A 17,203-nucleotide genomic window follows, 5' to 3' on the forward strand; every position below is an offset into this window, starting at 1 on the left:
CCTTTGCATCTCATTTTGTAGACTTACACTTACAGCTTACGCATGACCAGCGTTGCGTTGGTGCCGCCAAAGCCGAAGCTGTTGGACATCACGGTGGTCAGCGCCTGCTCGGTCGGTTTGGTCACGATGTTCAGACCTGCCGCCTGCTCATCCAGCTCTTCAATGTTGATGCTTGGCGCGATAAAGCCGTGTTCCAGCATCAGCAGAGAGTAGATAGCTTCCTGTACGCCAGCCGCGCCCAGGGAGTGACCAGTCATCGCTTTGGTCGCAGAGATTGCCGGGCTGTTGTCGCCAAACACTTCACGAATTGCGCCAAGCTCTTTCACGTCGCCTACCGGAGTAGAGGTACCGTGGGAGTTCAGGTAGTCGATCGGCGTGTCTACGCCGTGCATCGCCATCTGCATGCAACGTACTGCGCCTTCGCCAGACGGAGCAACCATGTCAGCACCATCGGACGTTGCGCCGTAACCGACGATTTCCGCATAGATATGCGCGCCACGGGCCAGAGCGTGTTCCAGTTCTTCGACGACAACCATACCGCCGCCGCCTGCAATAACGAAACCATCACGGTTTGCGTCATAGGTACGGGAAGCTTTGGATGGATCGTCGTTATATTTGGTAGACAGCGCGCCCATTGCGTCGAATTCACACGCCATTTCCCAGCACAGCTCTTCGCCGCCGCCAGCAAAAACGATGTCTTGTTTGCCCAATTGAATTTGTTCTACCGCATTGCCGATGCAGTGCGCAGATGTCGCACAGGCAGAGCTGATGGAGTAGTTTACGCCGTGGATTTTGAACGGCGTTGCGAGGCAGGCTGAAACGCCGGACGCCATCGCTTTGGTGACCACATACGGGCCAACCGCTTTCAGGCCACGCGGGCTACGCATTGCGTCAGCGCCGAATACCTGAAAACGTGGGGAGCCGCCGCCGGAACCTGCAATCAGGCCAACGCGCGGATTATTCTGGTAATCTTCTGCAGCAAGGCCAGCATCAGCCACAGCCTGCTCCATTGAAAGGAATGCATAAATGGATGCGTCGCTCATGAAGCGCACTACTTTGCGGTCAATGAGGCCAGTGGTATCCAGTTTTACGTTGCCCCAAACGTGGCTACGCATGCCGGAGTCCTTCAGCTCCTGAGAGAAAGTGATCCCTGAACGTCCTTCACGCAGAGATGCCAGGACTTCCTGCTGGTTATTACCGATGCTGGAAACGATGCCCAAGCCAGTAATCACTGCACGTTTCATTCAATACCTCTGTAAGTCGCACTATTTTAAAGTTTCGAGTGGCACAATAGCGTACACTTGTACGCCGAACAAGTCCGATCAGCCAATTTATGTGGAAATTTGCGCAGCCAGGCACTCATCGCTAAGATCGGGGCACAGCCTGCCAGACGAGTAACTTACGTGAAACAATACGCTATACAACCTGCCAACCTTGAATTCAACTCTGAGGGTACACCTGTTTCCCGAGATTTTGACGATGTCTATTTTTCTAATGATAACGGGCTGGAAGAGACACGTTACGTCTTTCTCGGCGGTAACCATCTCGCTCAGCGATTCCCGTCACATTCACGCCCCCTCTTCGTGGTGGCAGAAAGTGGGTTTGGCACCGGACTTAACTTCCTCACGCTCTGGCAGGCATTTTCCGAGTTTCGCGATACTCACCCTGACGCTACCCTGGAAAGATTACATTTCATCAGTTTCGAAAAATATCCGCTAACGCGTGAAGATCTTACTTTAGCCCATCAGCACTGGTCAGAACTTGCGCCGTGGGCCTCGGCGCTGCAAGAGCAATGGCCTCTGCCGCTGGCGGGATGTCATCGTCTGCTGCTTGATGAAGGGCGTGTCACACTGGACCTGTGGTTTGGCGATATTAACGAGCTGACCTGCAAACTGGATGATTCTCTTAATCAAAAGGTGGACGCCTGGTTCCTGGACGGTTTCGCGCCGGCAAAAAACCCGGATATGTGGACGCCAACACTGTTTAATGCGATGGCCCGACTGGCTCGTCCCGGCGGTACATTAGCGACCTTCACATCGGCAGGCTTTGTACGTCGGGGGTTGCAGGAAGCCGGGTTTACAATGCAAAAATGCAAAGGCTTTGGCCGCAAGCGCGAAATGCTCTGTGGCGTAATGGAACAGACTCAGGCACTCCCTTCCTCAGCGCCATGGTTTGCACGTACGGGAACAGATAAACGTGAAGCCGCCATTATTGGCGGGGGGATTGCCAGCGCATTGTTGTCTCTGGCGTTACTGCGCCGTGGCTGGCAGGTCACGCTGTATTGCGCAGACGAAAAACCTGCCGGGGGTGCATCCGGCAATCGCCAGGGTGCGCTCTACCCGCTCCTCAGCAAACATGACGCAGCCATTAATCTGTTTTTCCCCACCGCGTTTACCTTTGCCCGTCGACTGTATGACGCCCTCCCCGTTGAGTTCGCGCATGACTGGTGCGGCGTGACGCAACTGGCATGGGATGAGAAAAGCCAGCAAAAAATCGCGCAGATGCTGTCCCTTGAACTGCCCGATGCGCTCGCCATCGGGGTTGACGCACAGCAGGTGTTACAAACGACAGGCGTGGAAACCGGATGCGGCGGGATTCAGTATCCGAGCGGAGGATGGTTATACCCGGCGCAGTTAACCGCCGCCGTACTGGACTATGCCGCAACGCTGGGATTACGCACCCGCTATCAACATACGCTGACCTCACTGACACGCCACACGGCAAGCTGGCAATTGCAGTTTGCCAGTGGTGAAACCGCCACTCACGCAGCTGTCGTTCTGGCTAACGGTCATCGAATTAACAGCATTGAGCAGACGCAGTCGCTCCCGGTGTACTCCGTGGGCGGTCAGGTGAGTCATATTCCCGCCACGCCTGCGCTTTCAGCGTTGCGTCAGGTGCTGTGCTATGACGGCTACCTCACGCCGCATAACCCGCAAAATCAGCAGCACTGCATTGGCGCCAGCTATCATCGAGGGAGCGAGGAAACCGCATATCGCGAGGACGATCAGCAGCAAAATCGTCAGCGCTTAATCGACTGCTTGCCTAACGCTGCGTGGGCAAAAGAGGTGGACGTCAGTGCGCATGCCGCCCGTTGTGGAGTGCGCTGCGCCACGCGCGATCACATGCCGATGGTCGGCAACGTCGCGGACTATGACGCCACGCTCAGCCAGTATGCCACTCTTGCCGAAGACAAAGAGCACGCCGTAAACGCCCCGGTGTATTCCGATTTGTTTATGCTGGGCGCGCTGGGCTCGCGCGGGTTGTGTACTGCCCCGCTATGTGCAGAAATTCTGGCATCACAAATGAGCGATGAACCTATCCCTATGGATGCCAGCACGCTGGCGGCGTTGAATCCGAATCGGTTGTGGGTCAGGAAGTTATTGAAGGGAAAAGCGGTGAAATAAGATACCCTCTCATCATTGCCTGATGCACTGCGCTTATCAGGCCTACAACTCCCGTCCTTGTAGGCCGGATAAGACGCCTTAGCGTCGCCATCCGGCACAATCCACTGCAATTATTGTTTTGTCGCCTTCTGGAACAACATGTCCCACATCTCTTTCACTAACGCCTGGTCACGCGGCGAGAGTTCGCCTGCGCTGATGGCTTTTGCCAGGCTGCTGGTCACATTGGCGTACAATGCCTCAGCGGAATGGTCCTCGCCAGCGTCCAGTTCAGCCACGGCCAGCGTCAGGTGCCCACGCAAATAGCCACTGGCAAACAACTCATCATCGCTGGCGTGCTCTACCATATCGTCGATTAATGCCAGAATGCGTGATTCAAACTCCGCGATCATCTTCTTTCCTCATTGTAAACGTGGTAGCGGCTTCAGTTGAGCGCTTCGGGCCACGGGAATTGTTCCGCCTTAAGTTCAGGCGTGTGATAATAATTTTGTAACGCGTTAATGAAGCGCGCCGGACGTTCGGGGATGCCCTTATCCAGATACTCCATCACCTGGGCATGAACACGGCGCTGGAATACCACGCGATCCGGTTCAAAGTCCCCTTCCAGGTTGTCGCAACTGACGTTAAACGGATATCCCGCCGCCATGCAAAACAGCCAGTCAAACGCCTGCGGCTTCACTTCCACATCTTCAAACTGGCATTGCGTCTTCGCATCGCGTCCATCAGGGCAGTACCAGTAACCAAAATCGACCAGCTCACGACGGGCCTTACCGGCGATGCACCAGTGTGAGATTTCGTGTAGCGCGCTGGCATAATAACCATGCGCAAAAACGATACGGTGATACGGTAATTCCGCATCAGCAGGAAGATAGATCGGTTCGTCGTCGCCTTTAATCAGACGGGTATTAAATTCATCGGCAAAGCAGCCGTTAAAAATCTCAATTAACTGTTCATAGTGATGGGTATTATTCATTAGTTCATCCCCAGCCAGTGGAGAATCTCCTGTCCATGATTATCATAAAGTAGCTTGGCGCTCATCACGGCGGAGACAATGACGATCATTGGCCGTATGAGTTTTTGTCCTTTGCTGAGCACCAAACGCGAGCCCATCCGTGCGCCAATAAACTGGCCAATGAGCATCACAAATCCGGTCGCCCAAATCACTTTGCCGCCGAGGGCAAACAGCAACAGCCCACCGATATTCGATGTGGCATTTAATACTTTGGCGTGGGCCGTCGATTTCGCCAGGTTATAGCCGCATAACATGACAAAGGCCAGCGCGTAGAACGATCCCGCCGCCGGACCAAAAAAGCCATCGTAAAAGCCAACGCAGCCACCGGCCACCAGCGCGAAAGGCAACCCGTGCAATCGACGCTGACGATCTTCTTCGCCCACTTTCGGCATTAACAGAAAGTAAAGGCCAATACAGATAACCAGAACCGGCAGGATCTGGCGCAGAATATCTGACTGCACGTGCTGAACCAATAGCGCGCCGCTCATTGACCCGATAAACGTCATGAAGATATTGAGCTTCTGATCCGCCAGGTTAACCACGCCCCGACGAATAAAATAGAGGGAAGAAGAGATAGATCCGCCACAGGCCTGCAACTTATTGGTAGCCAGCGCTTGCGCGGGTGGCATGCCGGCCGCCATCAATGCCGGGATGGTGAGTAAACCACCGCCTCCGGCCAGAGAATCAATAAAACCTGCCAGCATCGCCACGAAAAAAAGCACGCCTAACAGCAGTGGCGACACCATAAACACAGAGGCAAAATGATCCATTAGAGTACATGCTCGTCCAGTAGCGCCTGGCAGGAAGGCGGCAACGGGGGCGGTGTCTTCTTCTCAGGCTTGGTGGTTCCAGGTTTTGGAGGTTCGAACCAGCTTTGCAGCTCCGCGCCACAGCCGTCACCCGGTGGCGGTAACGGTTGATCTTCGCACTCAAGACTGTCGGCAGGACAACGTAACCGTACATGCATATGCGCACGATGCTGGAACCATGGCCGCACTTTACGCAACCAGTCCCTGTCGGTACCCGCATCCAGACAAAGTTGCTGCTTAATCGCCGGGTTCACAAAAATACGCGTGACTTCATTATCTTTTGCCGCCAGCCTTATCAGGCTGAAAATCTCCGGCTTCCACAGTGACGGCACGACACGTTTACCGTCCTGTGAGACCAAATCTAACGCCTGCGGTCGCAGCAGTTGCGACTGGGTCCAGCGCGTTTTTGGCAGTTGCAGGAAAATATCGACATCCAGTCCCGTCTGGTGGCTGGCGTGACCGCCATTGAACCGCCCACCGGCTGGCATGCCCATATCGCCGATTAACACCGTGCCCAGCCCCAGATTATTAGCCTGATTACTCAGACGCTGGATAAACATCACCAGGTCCGGATGACCAAAGTAACGACGCTGATCGGTGCGCATCACCTGATAGTGTTCTGACTGTACAGGCAGCGTATCTGCACCAACAATGCAGCCATTGGAAAACGCGCCGATAGACTGCGCGCTACCTGCAACCGGATGGGTAATTTTCTGCCAGGGCGTCGCCGCCAGACAGGCGGTGCTGGCAAACAGAGCCAGCGCCACAAGTGCCGTTTTTTTCATCTCTTACCAGCGTGGAATATCGGTCTTCACGTCCGCATTCTGCGCCCGCTGACGCAGCAGGTGATCCATCAATACGATCGCCAGCATCGCCTCGGCGATCGGCACAGCGCGGATCCCAACACATGGATCGTGACGACCTTTAGTGATCATGTCGACTTCTTCACCGAAGCGGTTAATGGTACGACCTGGAACGGTAATACTGGACGTCGGTTTCAGCGCCATATGAGCAATGATTTGTTGCCCGCTGCTGATCCCACCCAGAATGCCGCCCGCATGGTTACTCTGGAAACCTTCTTTGGTGATTTCATCTCGGTTCTGGCTGCCGCGCAGCGCAACAACGTCAAATCCGTCGCCAATCTCAACGCCCTTAACGGCGTTAATGCTCATTAGCGCATGGGCGATGTCGGCATCCAGGCGGTCGAATACCGGTTCGCCGAGACCCGCAGGAACGCCGCTTGCAACAACGGTCACCTTCGCTCCGATGGAGTCACCCTCTTTCTTCAGCCCACGCATCAGTTCGTCCAGCGCGTCGAGTTTATCCGGGTCCGGACAAAAGAACGGGTTAAGTTCCACCTGGGACCAGTCTTTGATCTCCAGCGGAATATCACCCATCTGCGTCAGGCAGCCGCGAATTTCAACGCCGAATTTTTCTGCCAGATACTTTTTGGCAATAGCTCCGGCCGCCACGCGCATCGCCGTTTCACGTGCGGATGAGCGTCCGCCACCACGGTAGTCGCGCAGGCCATATTTCTGCTCATAGGTATAGTCGGCGTGTCCTGGACGAAAAACGTCCTTAATCGCGCCGTAATCCTGTGAACGCTGATCGGTATTTTCAATCAACAGCCCAATGCTGGTGCCGGTGGTAACGCCCTCAAACACGCCGGAGAGGATTTTCACCTGATCCGGCTCACGACGCTGCGTAGTGTAGCGCGATGTGCCCGGACGGCGTCTGTCGAGATCGTGCTGCAGGTCAGCTTCTGTCAGAGAAATGCCCGGCGGAACACCATCGACAATACAACCGAGCGCCAGCCCGTGTGATTCGCCGAAAGTGGTTACGCGAAAGAGTTGCCCAATTGTGTTTCCTGCCATCACGGCTCCGTTATGAGTGTTGTGTATGTGCGCGTGTATTTAGTCTTTATAAATGCTGAAGTGCTCGCGAGCAGCGATTAACTGCTCTTTGGTCAGCATGAATACGCCGTCACCGCCGTTGTCGAACTCCAGCCAGGTGAACGGTACATCCGGATACTGCTCTATCAGATGTACCATGCTGTTTCCGACTTCACAAATTAGAATACCGTTATCTGACAGGTAGTCCGGGGCGTTCCCCAGAATGCGGCGGGTCAGTTTCAGCCCATCGCTGCCGGACGCCAGACCCAGCTCAGGTTCGTGGCGATATTCGTTTGGCAGGTCTGACATATCTTCCGCATCGACATACGGCGGGTTGGTCACAATCAGGTCATACTGGACTTTCAGCAGGTCGCGGAACAGATCGGAGCGGATCGGCGTTACGTGATGGATCAGGCCGTGCTCTTCAATGTTGTGTTCGGTCACCGCCAGCGCGTCCGTGGAAATGTCCACCGCATCGACTTCGGCTTCCGGGAACGCATAGGCGCAGGCAATGGCAATACAGCCGCTGCCGGTACACATATCGAGGATATGCTGCGGCTGCTCATTGATAAGACCCGCAAAGCGATTATTAATAAGTTCGCCAATTGGTGAACGCGGAACCAGCACGCGTTCATCTACATAAAACTCATGCCCGCAGAACCAGGCTTTGTTGGTCAGATAAGCAACGGGAATGCGCTCATTGACGCGGCGAATCACGCGTTCAACAATACGATGGCGCTCGCTGGAAGTCAGACGCGCGGTACGCATATCTTCTGGAATATCCAGCGGCAGATAAAGTGACGGCAGCACCAGCTGTACAGCTTCGTCCCATGGGTTATCCGTGCCATGGCCATACCAGATGTTCGCCGCGCTAAAACGGCTGACCGCCCAACGCAACATGTCCTGAATGGTATGCAGTTCACTCACTGCTTCATCGACGAAAATTTTATCCACGTATTCCTCCAGGGCATGCTCGTATTAAATTCGGCGGCTAGTTTGCCACGAAGACGGCGATAAATCAGCATTCACACAGGGCCTGAGAGCGAAAATTGCGTTTTAAGCGATCGGATGCCCGCCGAGTCGGGTTAAACTAGCGGAAAATAAAAGTTGAGACTCTCGAATGAAAAAGAAAACATCGCTCAGCGAGGAGGATCAGACGCTGTTTCGCCAGCTGATGACCGGTACGCGTAAAATTAAACAGGACACCATTGTTCACCGCCCCCCACGTAAAAAAATTGCCGAGGTTCCGATTAAAAGGCTGCTACAAGAGCAGGCTGATGCCAGCCACTATTTCTCGGACGAGTTTCAGCCGCTGCTGAATACGGACGGCCCGGTAAGATACCTGCGTGCCGACGTGAGCCATTTCGAACTGAAAAAAATGCGCCGTGGCGATTACTCCCCGGAGCTGTTTCTCGATCTGCACGGACTGACCCAGCAGCAGGCCAAACAGGAGTTAGGCGCGCTGATTGCCGCCTGTCGTCGCGAACATGTGTTTTGTGCCTGCGTGATGCATGGCCACGGAAAGCATATTCTTAAGCAGCAAACGCCGCTCTGGCTGGCGCAGCATCCGCACGTGATGGCGTTTCATCAGGCGCCGAAAGAGTACGGTGGTGACGCCGCGCTGCTGGTGCTGATTGAAGTGGAAGAGTGGCTACCGCCTGAACTTCCGTAATGCAAAAAAACAGAAAGAGCCGCATTTGCGGCTCTTTGATTTTTCGGATGACGGCTGCGCCTTATCCGATTCCAGACTTTTTAAATCGCTTTTGCCATTTTCAGGTTACACGGGCTCATCTGCCAGTTAAAAGTCCCCTTCCCGCTCTCATCAAGCGTAACGCTGGCAATCGCTGATGTGGTAAACATCGGCGGTGTTTCGCCCGGGCAAAGCTCAGACACCAGATATCCCACTAAAGGCAAGTGAGAGATTACCAGTGCCGTGGCGATACCTTCATTGGCCAGAGCCTGTAAATAGGCGCTGACCAGACCGACATCGCCGCAGGGAGTCAACTCCGGCAAAACATCCACACCGGTTGGCAGGTTCATACACTCCCCCACCACATCCAGCGTTTGTTCGGCTCGTAGGAACGGGCTCACCAGAACACGTTCGATATCCACTTTTTGACCTTTCAGCCAGTTCGCCATCAGGCGAGATTCGTCACAACCACAAGAGGTTAAGGGACGAACCGAATCACTGGCGGCATCGAGGGCTGCGTCGCCGTGACGCATGATAAAAACTTGCATATTGCACCGCTTTTGTTAACCAGAATCACCGACACCTTTATCCACAGCCCCTATTGACCGTGGTAACGATGTGGTGGCCGGCATTGTGCCTTATCCATTCACCGAATGAAACGCTGTTTTTTACCTCAACGACGTAAGTATAGTCAATCTCTGTTTACATTTTGAGCGAGACCCATACATTCAGTGCGGATTCATCCTACGTTTGACCTCATGAATTCAGGTCAGTTTCCCCAGTATTCCAGAATTTTTCACCGCGTTCCGCCATCTGCAATAACTGCTCACACGGTGTAAACCGCGAGCCGTATTGCGTGGTCAGCCGTTGCAGAGTCGCAACCACTTCACCCGCGCCGAGAGAATCCATATACCGGAACGGGCCGCCGAGGAATGGCGGAAAACCAATACCAAATACAGCGCCGATGTCGCCATCACGCGCGCTGCGGACTATCTTCTCGTCGAAACAGCGTGCTGCTTCATTGAGCATTAACATGACGCACCGCTCAGCTATCTGCACGGCGGTAAGCCGGCCCTGACCCTGGACGCCAATAAGCGTATAAATTGCAGGGTCGACCTGTTTTTTGCTTTTACGCCCTTTCACTCCATAAAGATAGAAACCCCGACCATTTTTTCTACCTTTGCGATCGTCATTCAAAATTGAAGCAACAACATTTGCAGGCGCGCTAAAACGTTCTCCATATGCAGCCTCAAGCACTGGTATAATTTTAGTGCCCGTATCAATTCCGACCTCATCCAAAAGTTGGATTGGCCCGACCGGAAAACCAAACTTAACCAGCGCGGCGTCAATGGTTTCAACCCGCTCGCCTTCGGTTAGCATACGTATAGCTTCGTTGATGTAAGGCGCTAAAATGCGGTTAACATAAAATCCAGCCTTATCCCTGACCACTATCGGTGTTTTACCCTGTTTTTTCGCCAGCTTAACGGTTGTCGCAATGGTCTGCTCAGAGGTCGTGGCATGCGGGATAACCTCGACCAGCGGCATCTTTTCCACCGGGCTAAAGAAGTGTAAACCAATGACTTGTTCAGGCCTGGCAGCGTTCGCTGCAATATCGCCAATCGGCAAAGAAGAGGTGTTTGAGGCAAAAATGGTATGAGATGCGCAATTCTGCTCAACTTCTGCCACCATCTGTTGTTTTAAGGCCAGATCTTCAAAAACGGCTTCAATAATCAGGTCGCGATGCGCAAAGCCACGGTAGTCGGTTGATCCCGAAATCAGCGCCAGCTGTTTATCACGCTCGCTGCCTTTGATATGACGGCGGCGAACCTTCGTTTCAAGCTGTTCCCAGCTGTACTTCAGCGCGTGGTTGATTCCCTTAGCGTTTATGTCTTTGATACGCACCGGTACGCCGCCTTTACAGGCCGTCACGTAAGCAATACCGCCGCCCATCAGACCACCGCCCAAAATGCCTACGCTGTTAAGCGGGCCGGGTTTCGCATCACTTCCCGGATCCTTTTTCACATCGGTGTTGGCAAAAAAGATGTGCCGCAGCGCCTGAGACTGAGATGTCATCGCCAGTTCACCAAACGCGCGGGCTTCTGCGTCGTAACCGCTGCTGCTACCTTGCGCCAGACCGGTTTCGATGACCTCAAGGATACGTGCTGTTGCAGGGTAGTTACCTTGCGTTTTTTGCGCCGTCTTTTTACTGGCCATGCGGAATAACAGCGCCCGCCCCAGCGGCCCCGCTAACACACGCTCTCGCACCGGCAGAGTTCGATGAGCGGAACTGTCCTTTTTAGCCAGTTCCACGGCGGCTTCCAGTAAAATGGTATGCGGTACAACTTCGTCCACTAAGCCAACTTTCAGCGCCTGTTTTGCGCGTAATTGTTTTCCGGAGAGGATCATATCCAGCGCGGTACTAACGCCAATCAGACGGGGCAGTCGCTGCGTACCGCCGGAGCCGGGCAGCAGACCAAGCTGCACTTCCGGCAAACCCAGTACGGTTTTAGCATCATCGGTACAAATACGGTTATGGCACGCCAGCGCCATTTCCAGGCCACCGCCGAGACATGCTCCATGAATCGCGGCGATAACCGGGATCGGCAAGGCATTAATTTCCGCCATAATCTGTTGCCCCTGACGGGCCAGCGTTTCGGCTTCCTCTGCGCTGCGACAGCTACCGATCATGTTGATATCCGCCCCGGCGATGAAGTTATCGGGTTTAGCCGAAATGAACACTACGCCACGCAATGCTTTGTTATCACGAATTTGTTTCAGAATGGCCCGCACCTGAGAAGCAAACTCCGCCTTCAGGGTATTCATTTTTTCTCCGGGCACATCAATGGTGACAACAGCAACGTTATCCAGACGTACGTTTAGCGTAAAAGCCGATGTCATTTCCATTATTCCGCCTCCAGAACCATTGCCGCACCCAAACCACCTGCCGCACAGGCTGTCACTAAACCAAAACCGCCGCCACGACGTCGTAACTCATGGAGGGTTTGGGTGATCATCCGCGCGCCGGTCGCCGCAAAAGGATGTCCATAGGCAATCGATCCGCCCAGCACGTTAAATTTGCTGTCATCAACCTCGCCAGTGGCATGCGCCCTGCCCAGTACGTCGCGGGCGAAACGTTCGCTGCCCAGCAGTTGAAGATTCGCCAGCGTTTGTGCGGCAAAGGCTTCATGCATATCGATCAGGGTTAAATCTGCCATCGTCAGACCCGCTCTTTCCAGAGCAAGCGGCGTTGACCACGCCGGTCCCAGCAGCATGTCCTGCCAGACATCAATGGCGGTAAAGGCAAAACTACGCAAGTATCCCAGCGGCACCAGTCCCAGCTCTTTCGCGCGCGACTCCGTCATCATAATCACGGCGGCTGCGCCGTCAGTTAGCGGGGTACTGTTCGCCGCGGTCACTGTGCCATGCTTGCGGTCAAAGGCCGGACGCAATTTTGCGTAATCGGCCAGCGTAGAGTTGCCGCGAATATTGTTATCTTCTGCAAAAGGATCTTTAAACGGCGGTGCGTAGGTCGTCATCACCTCATCTGCCAGTTTTCCTTCAGCCCACGCCTGAGCGGCACGCTGATGAGAACGATGCGCCAGGGCATCCTGTTGTTCTCGCGTAATACCATAAGTTTTGGCCATTTGCTCGGCCGTATCCCCCATGCGTAAACCAGTAGAATACTCAGCGACGGCTGGCGGCACAGGCATCAGGTCACGTAAGCGCAGTCGGGAGAAAAGTTTAAGACGCTGACCGGTGGTCCGGGCCTTATTGACATCCACCAGCACCCGCGCCAGCTTTTTGCTGACGCCAATCGGCAGAACTGACGACGAGTCCGCACCGCCGGCAATTCCTGCGCGAATCGTCCCCGCCATCAGGCTTTCCGCGACATTCGCCACTGCCTGAAAGCTGGTGGCACAGGCCCGGCTTACGCTGTAGGCATCCGTGTGCACATTCATCCCGGTCCCCAGCACAATTTCACGAGCAATATTGGGGGCTTCAGGCATTTGCACCACCTGGCCAAAAACCAGTTGTTCAATCACATCTGCGGGTATTTCGCTGCGCGCCAACAGTTCGCCAACAACCATTTTCCCCAAATCTACGGCGGGAATGCCATGAAATGCGGTTGCCTGACGGGCAAATGGCGTACGCAATCCGCTTACGATGGCGATGCGATCGCCCTGGCGGGTAACCAGCGGTAAAGCCTGACTCATAACACTCCCCTGTAAAAAATAAAAATAAGTGGTCTGACCTGATCACAGTCTTAACCAATTTTTTACATTTAGCCAAGCGGAGAGAAAAGAAAGTGGGAGCTAAGACACAGTGAATAATCACTGACAGTTACGAAAAAGCCCTTGCTACCAGGCAGCAAGGGCATTTTTTGAAGGGATTAACGCAGGCCCAACTGGAAGATCAGCGTTTCAGCTTCACAGGCAAAAACAAAGTCGATATCCAGACGCACACCTTCAGACACTTCAGTAAAGGTCGAGGTGATTTGGCAAGGCTCAGATTCCACGCCACGCGCCTTTTCAGTCAGAGCAGCCAGCGTTTCTTCTGCCTCTGCGCGATTCGCGAACACACGGCTGTATGACGCGGTGCAATCGGAGTTGTCCATGATGGTGCCAACATCCATACAGCAGCAAACCGGGGTTTCATCAGCACTGCATTTACTCATTGTAGATTTCCTCTGTATTCGCACCTGAGGTGCCAGATAAACGATGGGGATATTTTACGCTCCCATTATTCGCCTCTCCAGTCGTTAATTGTATGAAATGAGATAAGTGACCGAAATCACACTTAAAAATGATCTAAAACAAAAATCACCCAAACAGGTGAGTGCGCATACCCGCAATTTTGCCAGCTGGATCGCGTTTCCGAGATCAGAATTGAAAATATTTATAAACATACTTGCAACATTTCAGCTGGTCCGACCTATACTCTCGGCACTGGTCTGATTTCTAAGTCGTACCTCAGACCCTACACTTCGCGCTCCTGTTACGGTATGTAACATTGTTTGTATAAAAATAAATCAATGAGGTTATGGTCATGAGCCAGAAAACCCTGTTTACAAAGTCTGCTCTCGCAGTCGCAGTGGCAATTATCTCCACACAGGCCTGGTCTGCAGGCTTTCAGTTAAACGAATTTTCTTCCTCTGGCCTTGGCCGGGCATATTCGGGTGAAGGCGCTATTGCAGATGATGCAGGTAACGCCAGTCGTAACCCGGCACTGATTATGATGTTCGACCGCCCTACTTTTTCTGCGGGTGCGGTGTATATCGATCCAGACGTCAATATTTCCGGTAGATCGCCATACACCGGACGCAGCACCGATGCGGACAACATCGCCCCTACGGCGTGGGTTCCCAATGCTCACTTCGTGATGCCTATTAACGACCAGTTTGGTTGGGGTGCTTCTGTCACGTCAAACTATGGCCTGGCAACCGAATTTAACGACAGCTACATCGTCGGCGAATACGGCGGTAAAACCGACCTTAAAACGGTAAACCTGAACCTGAGCGGAGCCTATCGACTGAATGATAGCTGGAGCTTTGGTGTTGGTTTTAATGCCGTTTACGCCGATGCAAAAATTGAACGTTATTCCGGCGAACAAACTGCTGCATTGCCGAAAGTGGACCAGAAAATTGCCAGCCTGAAGGGTGATGAATGGGGCTACGGATGGAACGCCGGTATTTTGTATGAGCTGGATAAAAATAACCGTTATGGCTTAACGTACCGCTCTGAAGTCAAAATCGACTTTGATGGCGATTATAAAAGTGGTATCCGTACTCAGGCCAACGCGTTACCTGGCGCAGGCACGGCGTTCCCGTGGGGAACAACCAATGCCACAGTCCCAGGTTCTCTGACGCTTAACCTGCCGGAAATGTGGGAACTGTCAGGCTACAACCGTGTAGACCCGCAGTGGGCGATTCACTACAGCATCGCATACACCAGTTGGAGCCAGTTCCAGGAGCTGAAAGCAACCGGCACCAACGGACAAACGCTGTTCTATAAAGAAGAAGGCTTCAAGGATTCTTACCGCATCGCGCTGGGTACGACTTATTACATGGATAAAAGCTGGACCTTCCGTACCGGTATCGCCTATGACGATAGCCCGGTTCCTGCGAGCAAGCGTTCCATCTCCATTCCTGACCAGGACCGCCTGTGGCTGAGTGCGGGTACGACTTACGCATTCAATGATGATGCGTCCATCGACGTTGGCGTCTCTTATATGCACGGTCAGAAAGTGACCGTCAAAGAAGGCCCGTATACTTTCGACTCTGAAGGTAAAGCCTGGTTGTTCGGTACCAACTTCAACTACGCATTCTGATTTTCTTCAGATATAAAAAAGGTGAGCTTTTTAGCTCACCTTTTTATTTTCATCAGTCCTTACTCGGAATCGATCTCTTTTAAATCGTCCTGAATGTCTTTCGCGTTCGGGTTTTCTTCTGGTTTGAGTTTCCCACCGTTCGCAATAAAGTCATGACGCTGGAAGTAAGCCTCACGCACCATGATGTAAGGATCGGAGGACTGACGCAGCAGACCGTCGGAATCGAGCAGTTGCGCGCGGGTTTCAATCCCTTCAACCGTCCATTTGCCTATCGACAACGGCCATGTCAGCCAGGACAGTACCGGATACAGCGTATCCACCATGTCGCCGCCATCATCACGCAACGTGAAGCTGCCATAGAATGGAAGCTGCATATACGGTCCGTAACCAACGTCATAATGGCCTAACGTACTACCAAAACGGTGCGGTTCAACACGCTGTAACTTCGGATTAGCCATACCTGCCACGTCAATAAGGCCGCCCATACCTAACAGAGTATTCAGGAAGAAACGGGTAAAGTGCACCATTCCCTGATAAGGGTCACCTTGCAGGAAGTAGTTAACCATGACGGCCGGCTCTTCAAGGTTGCCGGTAAAGTTACTTAAACCATTACGTGCCGGCTGCGGGACATAATCACGCCAGGCTACGGCTACCGGTCGAACAACGTATGGATCTAAAACATTAAAGTTGAAGTTGTACATGGTGCGGTTGAACCCTTCAAATGGATCCGAACGCCCCTGCTGTTCAGTACCGGAGCTCGCACACCCCACCAAAAGTGTGGTTCCCAGCGCAAGCGCCGACAGGCGAAGCTTCATAAGTGTCTCCCTGTGTATTATGGCTATCGCTGATTGCCATCCATGACGGAACGAGGACGTATCCGCCTGTTTAGATGTGAGCGATTGTAACAGCACGTCAAATGATGTCTATATACCCTGTCTTACTGATTTGATCATAGCCTGGTAATACGCACTCCGCGGCGGTTCTATTCTAGCTAACCCGATAAAAACAAACGTTACCATTTTTGCTATCTCAGACTTTCTCCCGCTGATTTTCGGACAAAAGCCGCTACGCTTTAGCAATACGTGCTAATTCGGGATTCGGCTATGAATGACATTGAGAAAGAAAAGATTGATCGGCACAGCGACGAGCTTCAGGTCGAAAGTGATGAAAAGTTAGAGGGTAAAAAGATTGAGGTCGACGAGGACAGGCTCCCCTCCCGCGCCATGGCGATCCATGAACATATCCGCCAGGATGGGGAGAAAGAGATGGAGCGCGACGCGATGGCGCTATTATGGTCAGCCATCGCTGCAGGGCTGTCGATGGGCGCCTCGCTACTGGCTAAAGGGATTTTTCACGTACAACTGGAAGGCGTACCAGGGGGATTTTTACTGGAGAACCTCGGTTATACCTTCGGCTTTATTATTGTCATTATGGCCCGCCAGCAACTCTTTACCGAAAATACCGTCACCGCCGTACTGCCGGTGATGCAAAACCCAACCCTCGGCAATTTTGGCTTGTTGATGCGCCTGTGGAGCGTGGTTCTGCTGGGTAATATTATTGGCACCGGGGTTGCAGCATGGGCGTTTGAGCATATGCCGATTTTTGATGAAGAGACCCGCGATGCTTTCGTCAAAATCGGTATGGACGTGATGAAAAACAGCCCAACAGAGATGTTTTCTAACGCGATTATTTCTGGCTGGTTAATTGCCACGATGGTGTGGATGTTTCCTGCTGCCGGGGCAGCAAAAATTGTGGTCATTATTCTGATGACCTGGCTGATTGCGTTAGGCGATACCACGCACATCGTGGTCGGTTCGGTGGAAATTCTCTATCTGGTCTTTAATGGCACGCTGCACTGGAGTGATTTTTTCTGGCCCTTCGCGCTACCAACGCTCGCCGGAAATATCTGTGGCGGAACGTTTATCTTCGCGCTGATGAGCCATGCGCAGATCCGCAATGATATGAGCAACAAACGCAAGGAAGAAGCCAGGTTGCAAGCAAAGCGTGATGAGCAAAAGCAGAAAAACCAGAAAAAACAGGACTAAATGGTGACTGTTTGAGCAGTCGGGCGG

At 53.1% G+C, this 17,203-nt stretch carries 16 protein-coding genes; 4 read left to right on the top strand and 12 right to left on the bottom strand.

Annotated elements, in window-relative coordinates; translation table 11 throughout:
* Positions 1 to 29: 29 nt before the first annotated feature.
* A complete protein-coding gene (fabB, locus tag LA337_16035) occupies positions 30 to 1,244 on the bottom strand; it encodes a beta-ketoacyl-ACP synthase I (protein UBI14686.1) in 1,215 nt (404 codons plus the stop codon).
* Between the two features lie 159 nt (positions 1,245 to 1,403).
* Between fabB and mnmC the strand changes: the two genes are divergently transcribed.
* Positions 1,404 to 3,404 (top strand): bifunctional tRNA (5-methylaminomethyl-2-thiouridine)(34)-methyltransferase MnmD/FAD-dependent 5-carboxymethylaminomethyl-2-thiouridine(34) oxidoreductase MnmC, encoded by a 2,001-nt coding sequence (gene mnmC, locus LA337_16040; GenBank protein ID UBI14687.1) that lies wholly within the window; start codon positions 1,404 to 1,406, stop codon positions 3,402 to 3,404.
* A 110-nt stretch (positions 3,405 to 3,514) separates the two neighbouring features.
* On the opposite strand, the gene LA337_16045 is transcribed toward mnmC, so the two are convergent.
* The 6 genes from LA337_16045 to prmB are packed head-to-tail and all read right to left on the bottom strand — an operon-like array spanning position 3,515 to position 8,068.
* Positions 3,515 to 3,793: a YfcL family protein gene (locus LA337_16045; GenBank protein UBI14688.1), complete on the bottom strand. Its 279-nt coding sequence runs from the start codon at positions 3,791 to 3,793 to the stop codon at positions 3,515 to 3,517.
* Positions 3,794 to 3,825: 32 nt separating this feature from the next.
* The gene (locus tag LA337_16050) at positions 3,826 to 4,374 is read right to left on the bottom strand and encodes an elongation factor P hydroxylase (GenBank protein ID UBI14689.1); all 549 of its coding nucleotides are present in this window, start codon (positions 4,372 to 4,374) and stop codon (positions 3,826 to 3,828) included.
* Positions 4,374 to 5,183 (bottom strand): sulfite exporter TauE/SafE family protein, encoded by an 810-nt coding sequence (locus LA337_16055; protein UBI14690.1) that lies wholly within the window; start codon positions 5,181 to 5,183, stop codon positions 4,374 to 4,376. The genes LA337_16050 and LA337_16055 overlap by 1 nt, the downstream gene beginning before the upstream one ends.
* Positions 5,183 to 6,007 carry a penicillin-insensitive murein endopeptidase gene (gene mepA, locus LA337_16060; GenBank protein UBI14691.1) on the bottom strand — a complete coding sequence of 275 codons (825 nt, stop codon included), beginning with the start codon at positions 6,005 to 6,007 and terminating at the stop codon, positions 5,183 to 5,185. The genes LA337_16055 and mepA overlap by 1 nt, the downstream gene beginning before the upstream one ends.
* Before the next feature lie 3 nt (positions 6,008 to 6,010).
* Positions 6,011 to 7,096, bottom strand: coding sequence for a chorismate synthase (aroC, locus tag LA337_16065; protein ID UBI14692.1), 1,086 nt, complete (start codon positions 7,094 to 7,096; stop codon positions 6,011 to 6,013).
* Positions 7,097 to 7,135: 39 nt separating this feature from the next.
* Positions 7,136 to 8,068 carry a 50S ribosomal protein L3 N(5)-glutamine methyltransferase gene (gene prmB, locus LA337_16070; protein ID UBI14693.1) on the bottom strand — a complete coding sequence of 311 codons (933 nt, stop codon included), beginning with the start codon at positions 8,066 to 8,068 and terminating at the stop codon, positions 7,136 to 7,138.
* Between the two features lie 166 nt (positions 8,069 to 8,234).
* On the opposite strand from prmB, the gene smrB reads away from it, so the two are divergent.
* A complete protein-coding gene (smrB, locus tag LA337_16075; GenBank protein UBI14694.1) occupies positions 8,235 to 8,786 on the top strand; it encodes an endonuclease SmrB in 552 nt (183 codons plus the stop codon).
* Between the two features lie 80 nt (positions 8,787 to 8,866).
* Here the strand turns inward: smrB and sixA are convergent, their stop codons facing one another.
* From sixA to LA337_16095, 4 genes are all read right to left on the bottom strand, one after another.
* Positions 8,867 to 9,352: a phosphohistidine phosphatase SixA gene (gene sixA / locus LA337_16080; GenBank protein UBI14695.1), complete on the bottom strand. Its 486-nt coding sequence runs from the start codon at positions 9,350 to 9,352 to the stop codon at positions 8,867 to 8,869.
* A 208-nt stretch (positions 9,353 to 9,560) separates the two neighbouring features.
* Positions 9,561 to 11,708 carry a fatty acid oxidation complex subunit alpha FadJ gene (gene fadJ / locus LA337_16085; protein ID UBI14696.1) on the bottom strand — a complete coding sequence of 716 codons (2,148 nt, stop codon included), beginning with the start codon at positions 11,706 to 11,708 and terminating at the stop codon, positions 9,561 to 9,563.
* Positions 11,708 to 13,018 (bottom strand): acetyl-CoA C-acyltransferase FadI, encoded by a 1,311-nt coding sequence (fadI, locus tag LA337_16090; protein UBI14697.1) that lies wholly within the window; start codon positions 13,016 to 13,018, stop codon positions 11,708 to 11,710. Before fadI ends, fadJ begins: the two co-directional genes overlap by 1 nt.
* A 176-nt stretch (positions 13,019 to 13,194) precedes the next feature.
* The gene (locus LA337_16095; protein UBI14698.1) at positions 13,195 to 13,479 is read right to left on the bottom strand and encodes a YfcZ/YiiS family protein; all 285 of its coding nucleotides are present in this window, start codon (positions 13,477 to 13,479) and stop codon (positions 13,195 to 13,197) included.
* Between the two features lie 371 nt (positions 13,480 to 13,850).
* Here LA337_16095 and fadL point away from each other — a divergent pair, with 371 nt between their 5' ends.
* On the top strand, positions 13,851 to 15,131 hold the full coding sequence (fadL, locus tag LA337_16100) for a long-chain fatty acid transporter FadL (protein ID UBI14699.1): 1,281 nt from the start codon (positions 13,851 to 13,853) through the stop codon (positions 15,129 to 15,131).
* A gap of 59 nt (positions 15,132 to 15,190) precedes the next feature.
* Here the strand turns inward: fadL and mlaA are convergent, their stop codons facing one another.
* Entirely contained in the window at positions 15,191 to 15,946 is a 756-nt protein-coding gene (gene mlaA, locus LA337_16105; GenBank protein ID UBI14700.1) for a phospholipid-binding lipoprotein MlaA, read from the bottom strand.
* 288 nt (positions 15,947 to 16,234) lie between these two features.
* Between mlaA and LA337_16110 the strand changes: the two genes are divergently transcribed.
* Positions 16,235 to 17,176 (top strand): formate/nitrite transporter family protein, encoded by a 942-nt coding sequence (locus tag LA337_16110; protein ID UBI14701.1) that lies wholly within the window; start codon positions 16,235 to 16,237, stop codon positions 17,174 to 17,176.
* Positions 17,177 to 17,203: the final 27 nt, after the last annotated feature.

Origin of the sequence: Citrobacter europaeus (assembly GCA_020099315.1) — a bacterium.
Taxonomy (GTDB): domain Bacteria; phylum Pseudomonadota; class Gammaproteobacteria; order Enterobacterales; family Enterobacteriaceae; genus Citrobacter; species Citrobacter europaeus.

Bases quoted from the DNA above. Each gene is read 5' to 3' on its own strand.
- fabB (UBI14686.1), bottom strand. From the start codon at position 1,244: ATGAAACGTGCAGTGATTACTGGCTTGGGCATCGTTTCCAGCATCGGT.
- LA337_16045 (UBI14688.1), bottom strand. From the start codon at position 3,793: ATGATCGCGGAGTTTGAATCACGCATTCTGGCATTAATCGACGATATG.
- LA337_16050 (UBI14689.1), bottom strand. From the start codon at position 4,374: ATGAATAATACCCATCACTATGAACAGTTAATTGAGATTTTTAACGGC.
- LA337_16055 (UBI14690.1), bottom strand. From the start codon at position 5,183: ATGGATCATTTTGCCTCTGTGTTTATGGTGTCGCCACTGCTGTTAGGC.
- mepA (UBI14691.1), bottom strand. From the start codon at position 6,007: ATGAAAAAAACGGCACTTGTGGCGCTGGCTCTGTTTGCCAGCACCGCC.
- aroC (UBI14692.1), bottom strand. From the start codon at position 7,096: ATGGCAGGAAACACAATTGGGCAACTCTTTCGCGTAACCACTTTCGGC.
- smrB (UBI14694.1), top strand. From the start codon at position 8,235: ATGAAAAAGAAAACATCGCTCAGCGAGGAGGATCAGACGCTGTTTCGC.
- sixA (UBI14695.1), bottom strand. From the start codon at position 9,352: ATGCAAGTTTTTATCATGCGTCACGGCGACGCAGCCCTCGATGCCGCC.
- fadJ (UBI14696.1), bottom strand. From the start codon at position 11,708: ATGGAAATGACATCGGCTTTTACGCTAAACGTACGTCTGGATAACGTT.
- fadI (UBI14697.1), bottom strand. From the start codon at position 13,018: ATGAGTCAGGCTTTACCGCTGGTTACCCGCCAGGGCGATCGCATCGCC.
- LA337_16095 (UBI14698.1), bottom strand. From the start codon at position 13,479: ATGAGTAAATGCAGTGCTGATGAAACCCCGGTTTGCTGCTGTATGGAT.
- fadL (UBI14699.1), top strand. From the start codon at position 13,851: ATGAGCCAGAAAACCCTGTTTACAAAGTCTGCTCTCGCAGTCGCAGTG.
- mlaA (UBI14700.1), bottom strand. From the start codon at position 15,946: ATGAAGCTTCGCCTGTCGGCGCTTGCGCTGGGAACCACACTTTTGGTG.
- LA337_16110 (UBI14701.1), top strand. From the start codon at position 16,235: ATGAATGACATTGAGAAAGAAAAGATTGATCGGCACAGCGACGAGCTT.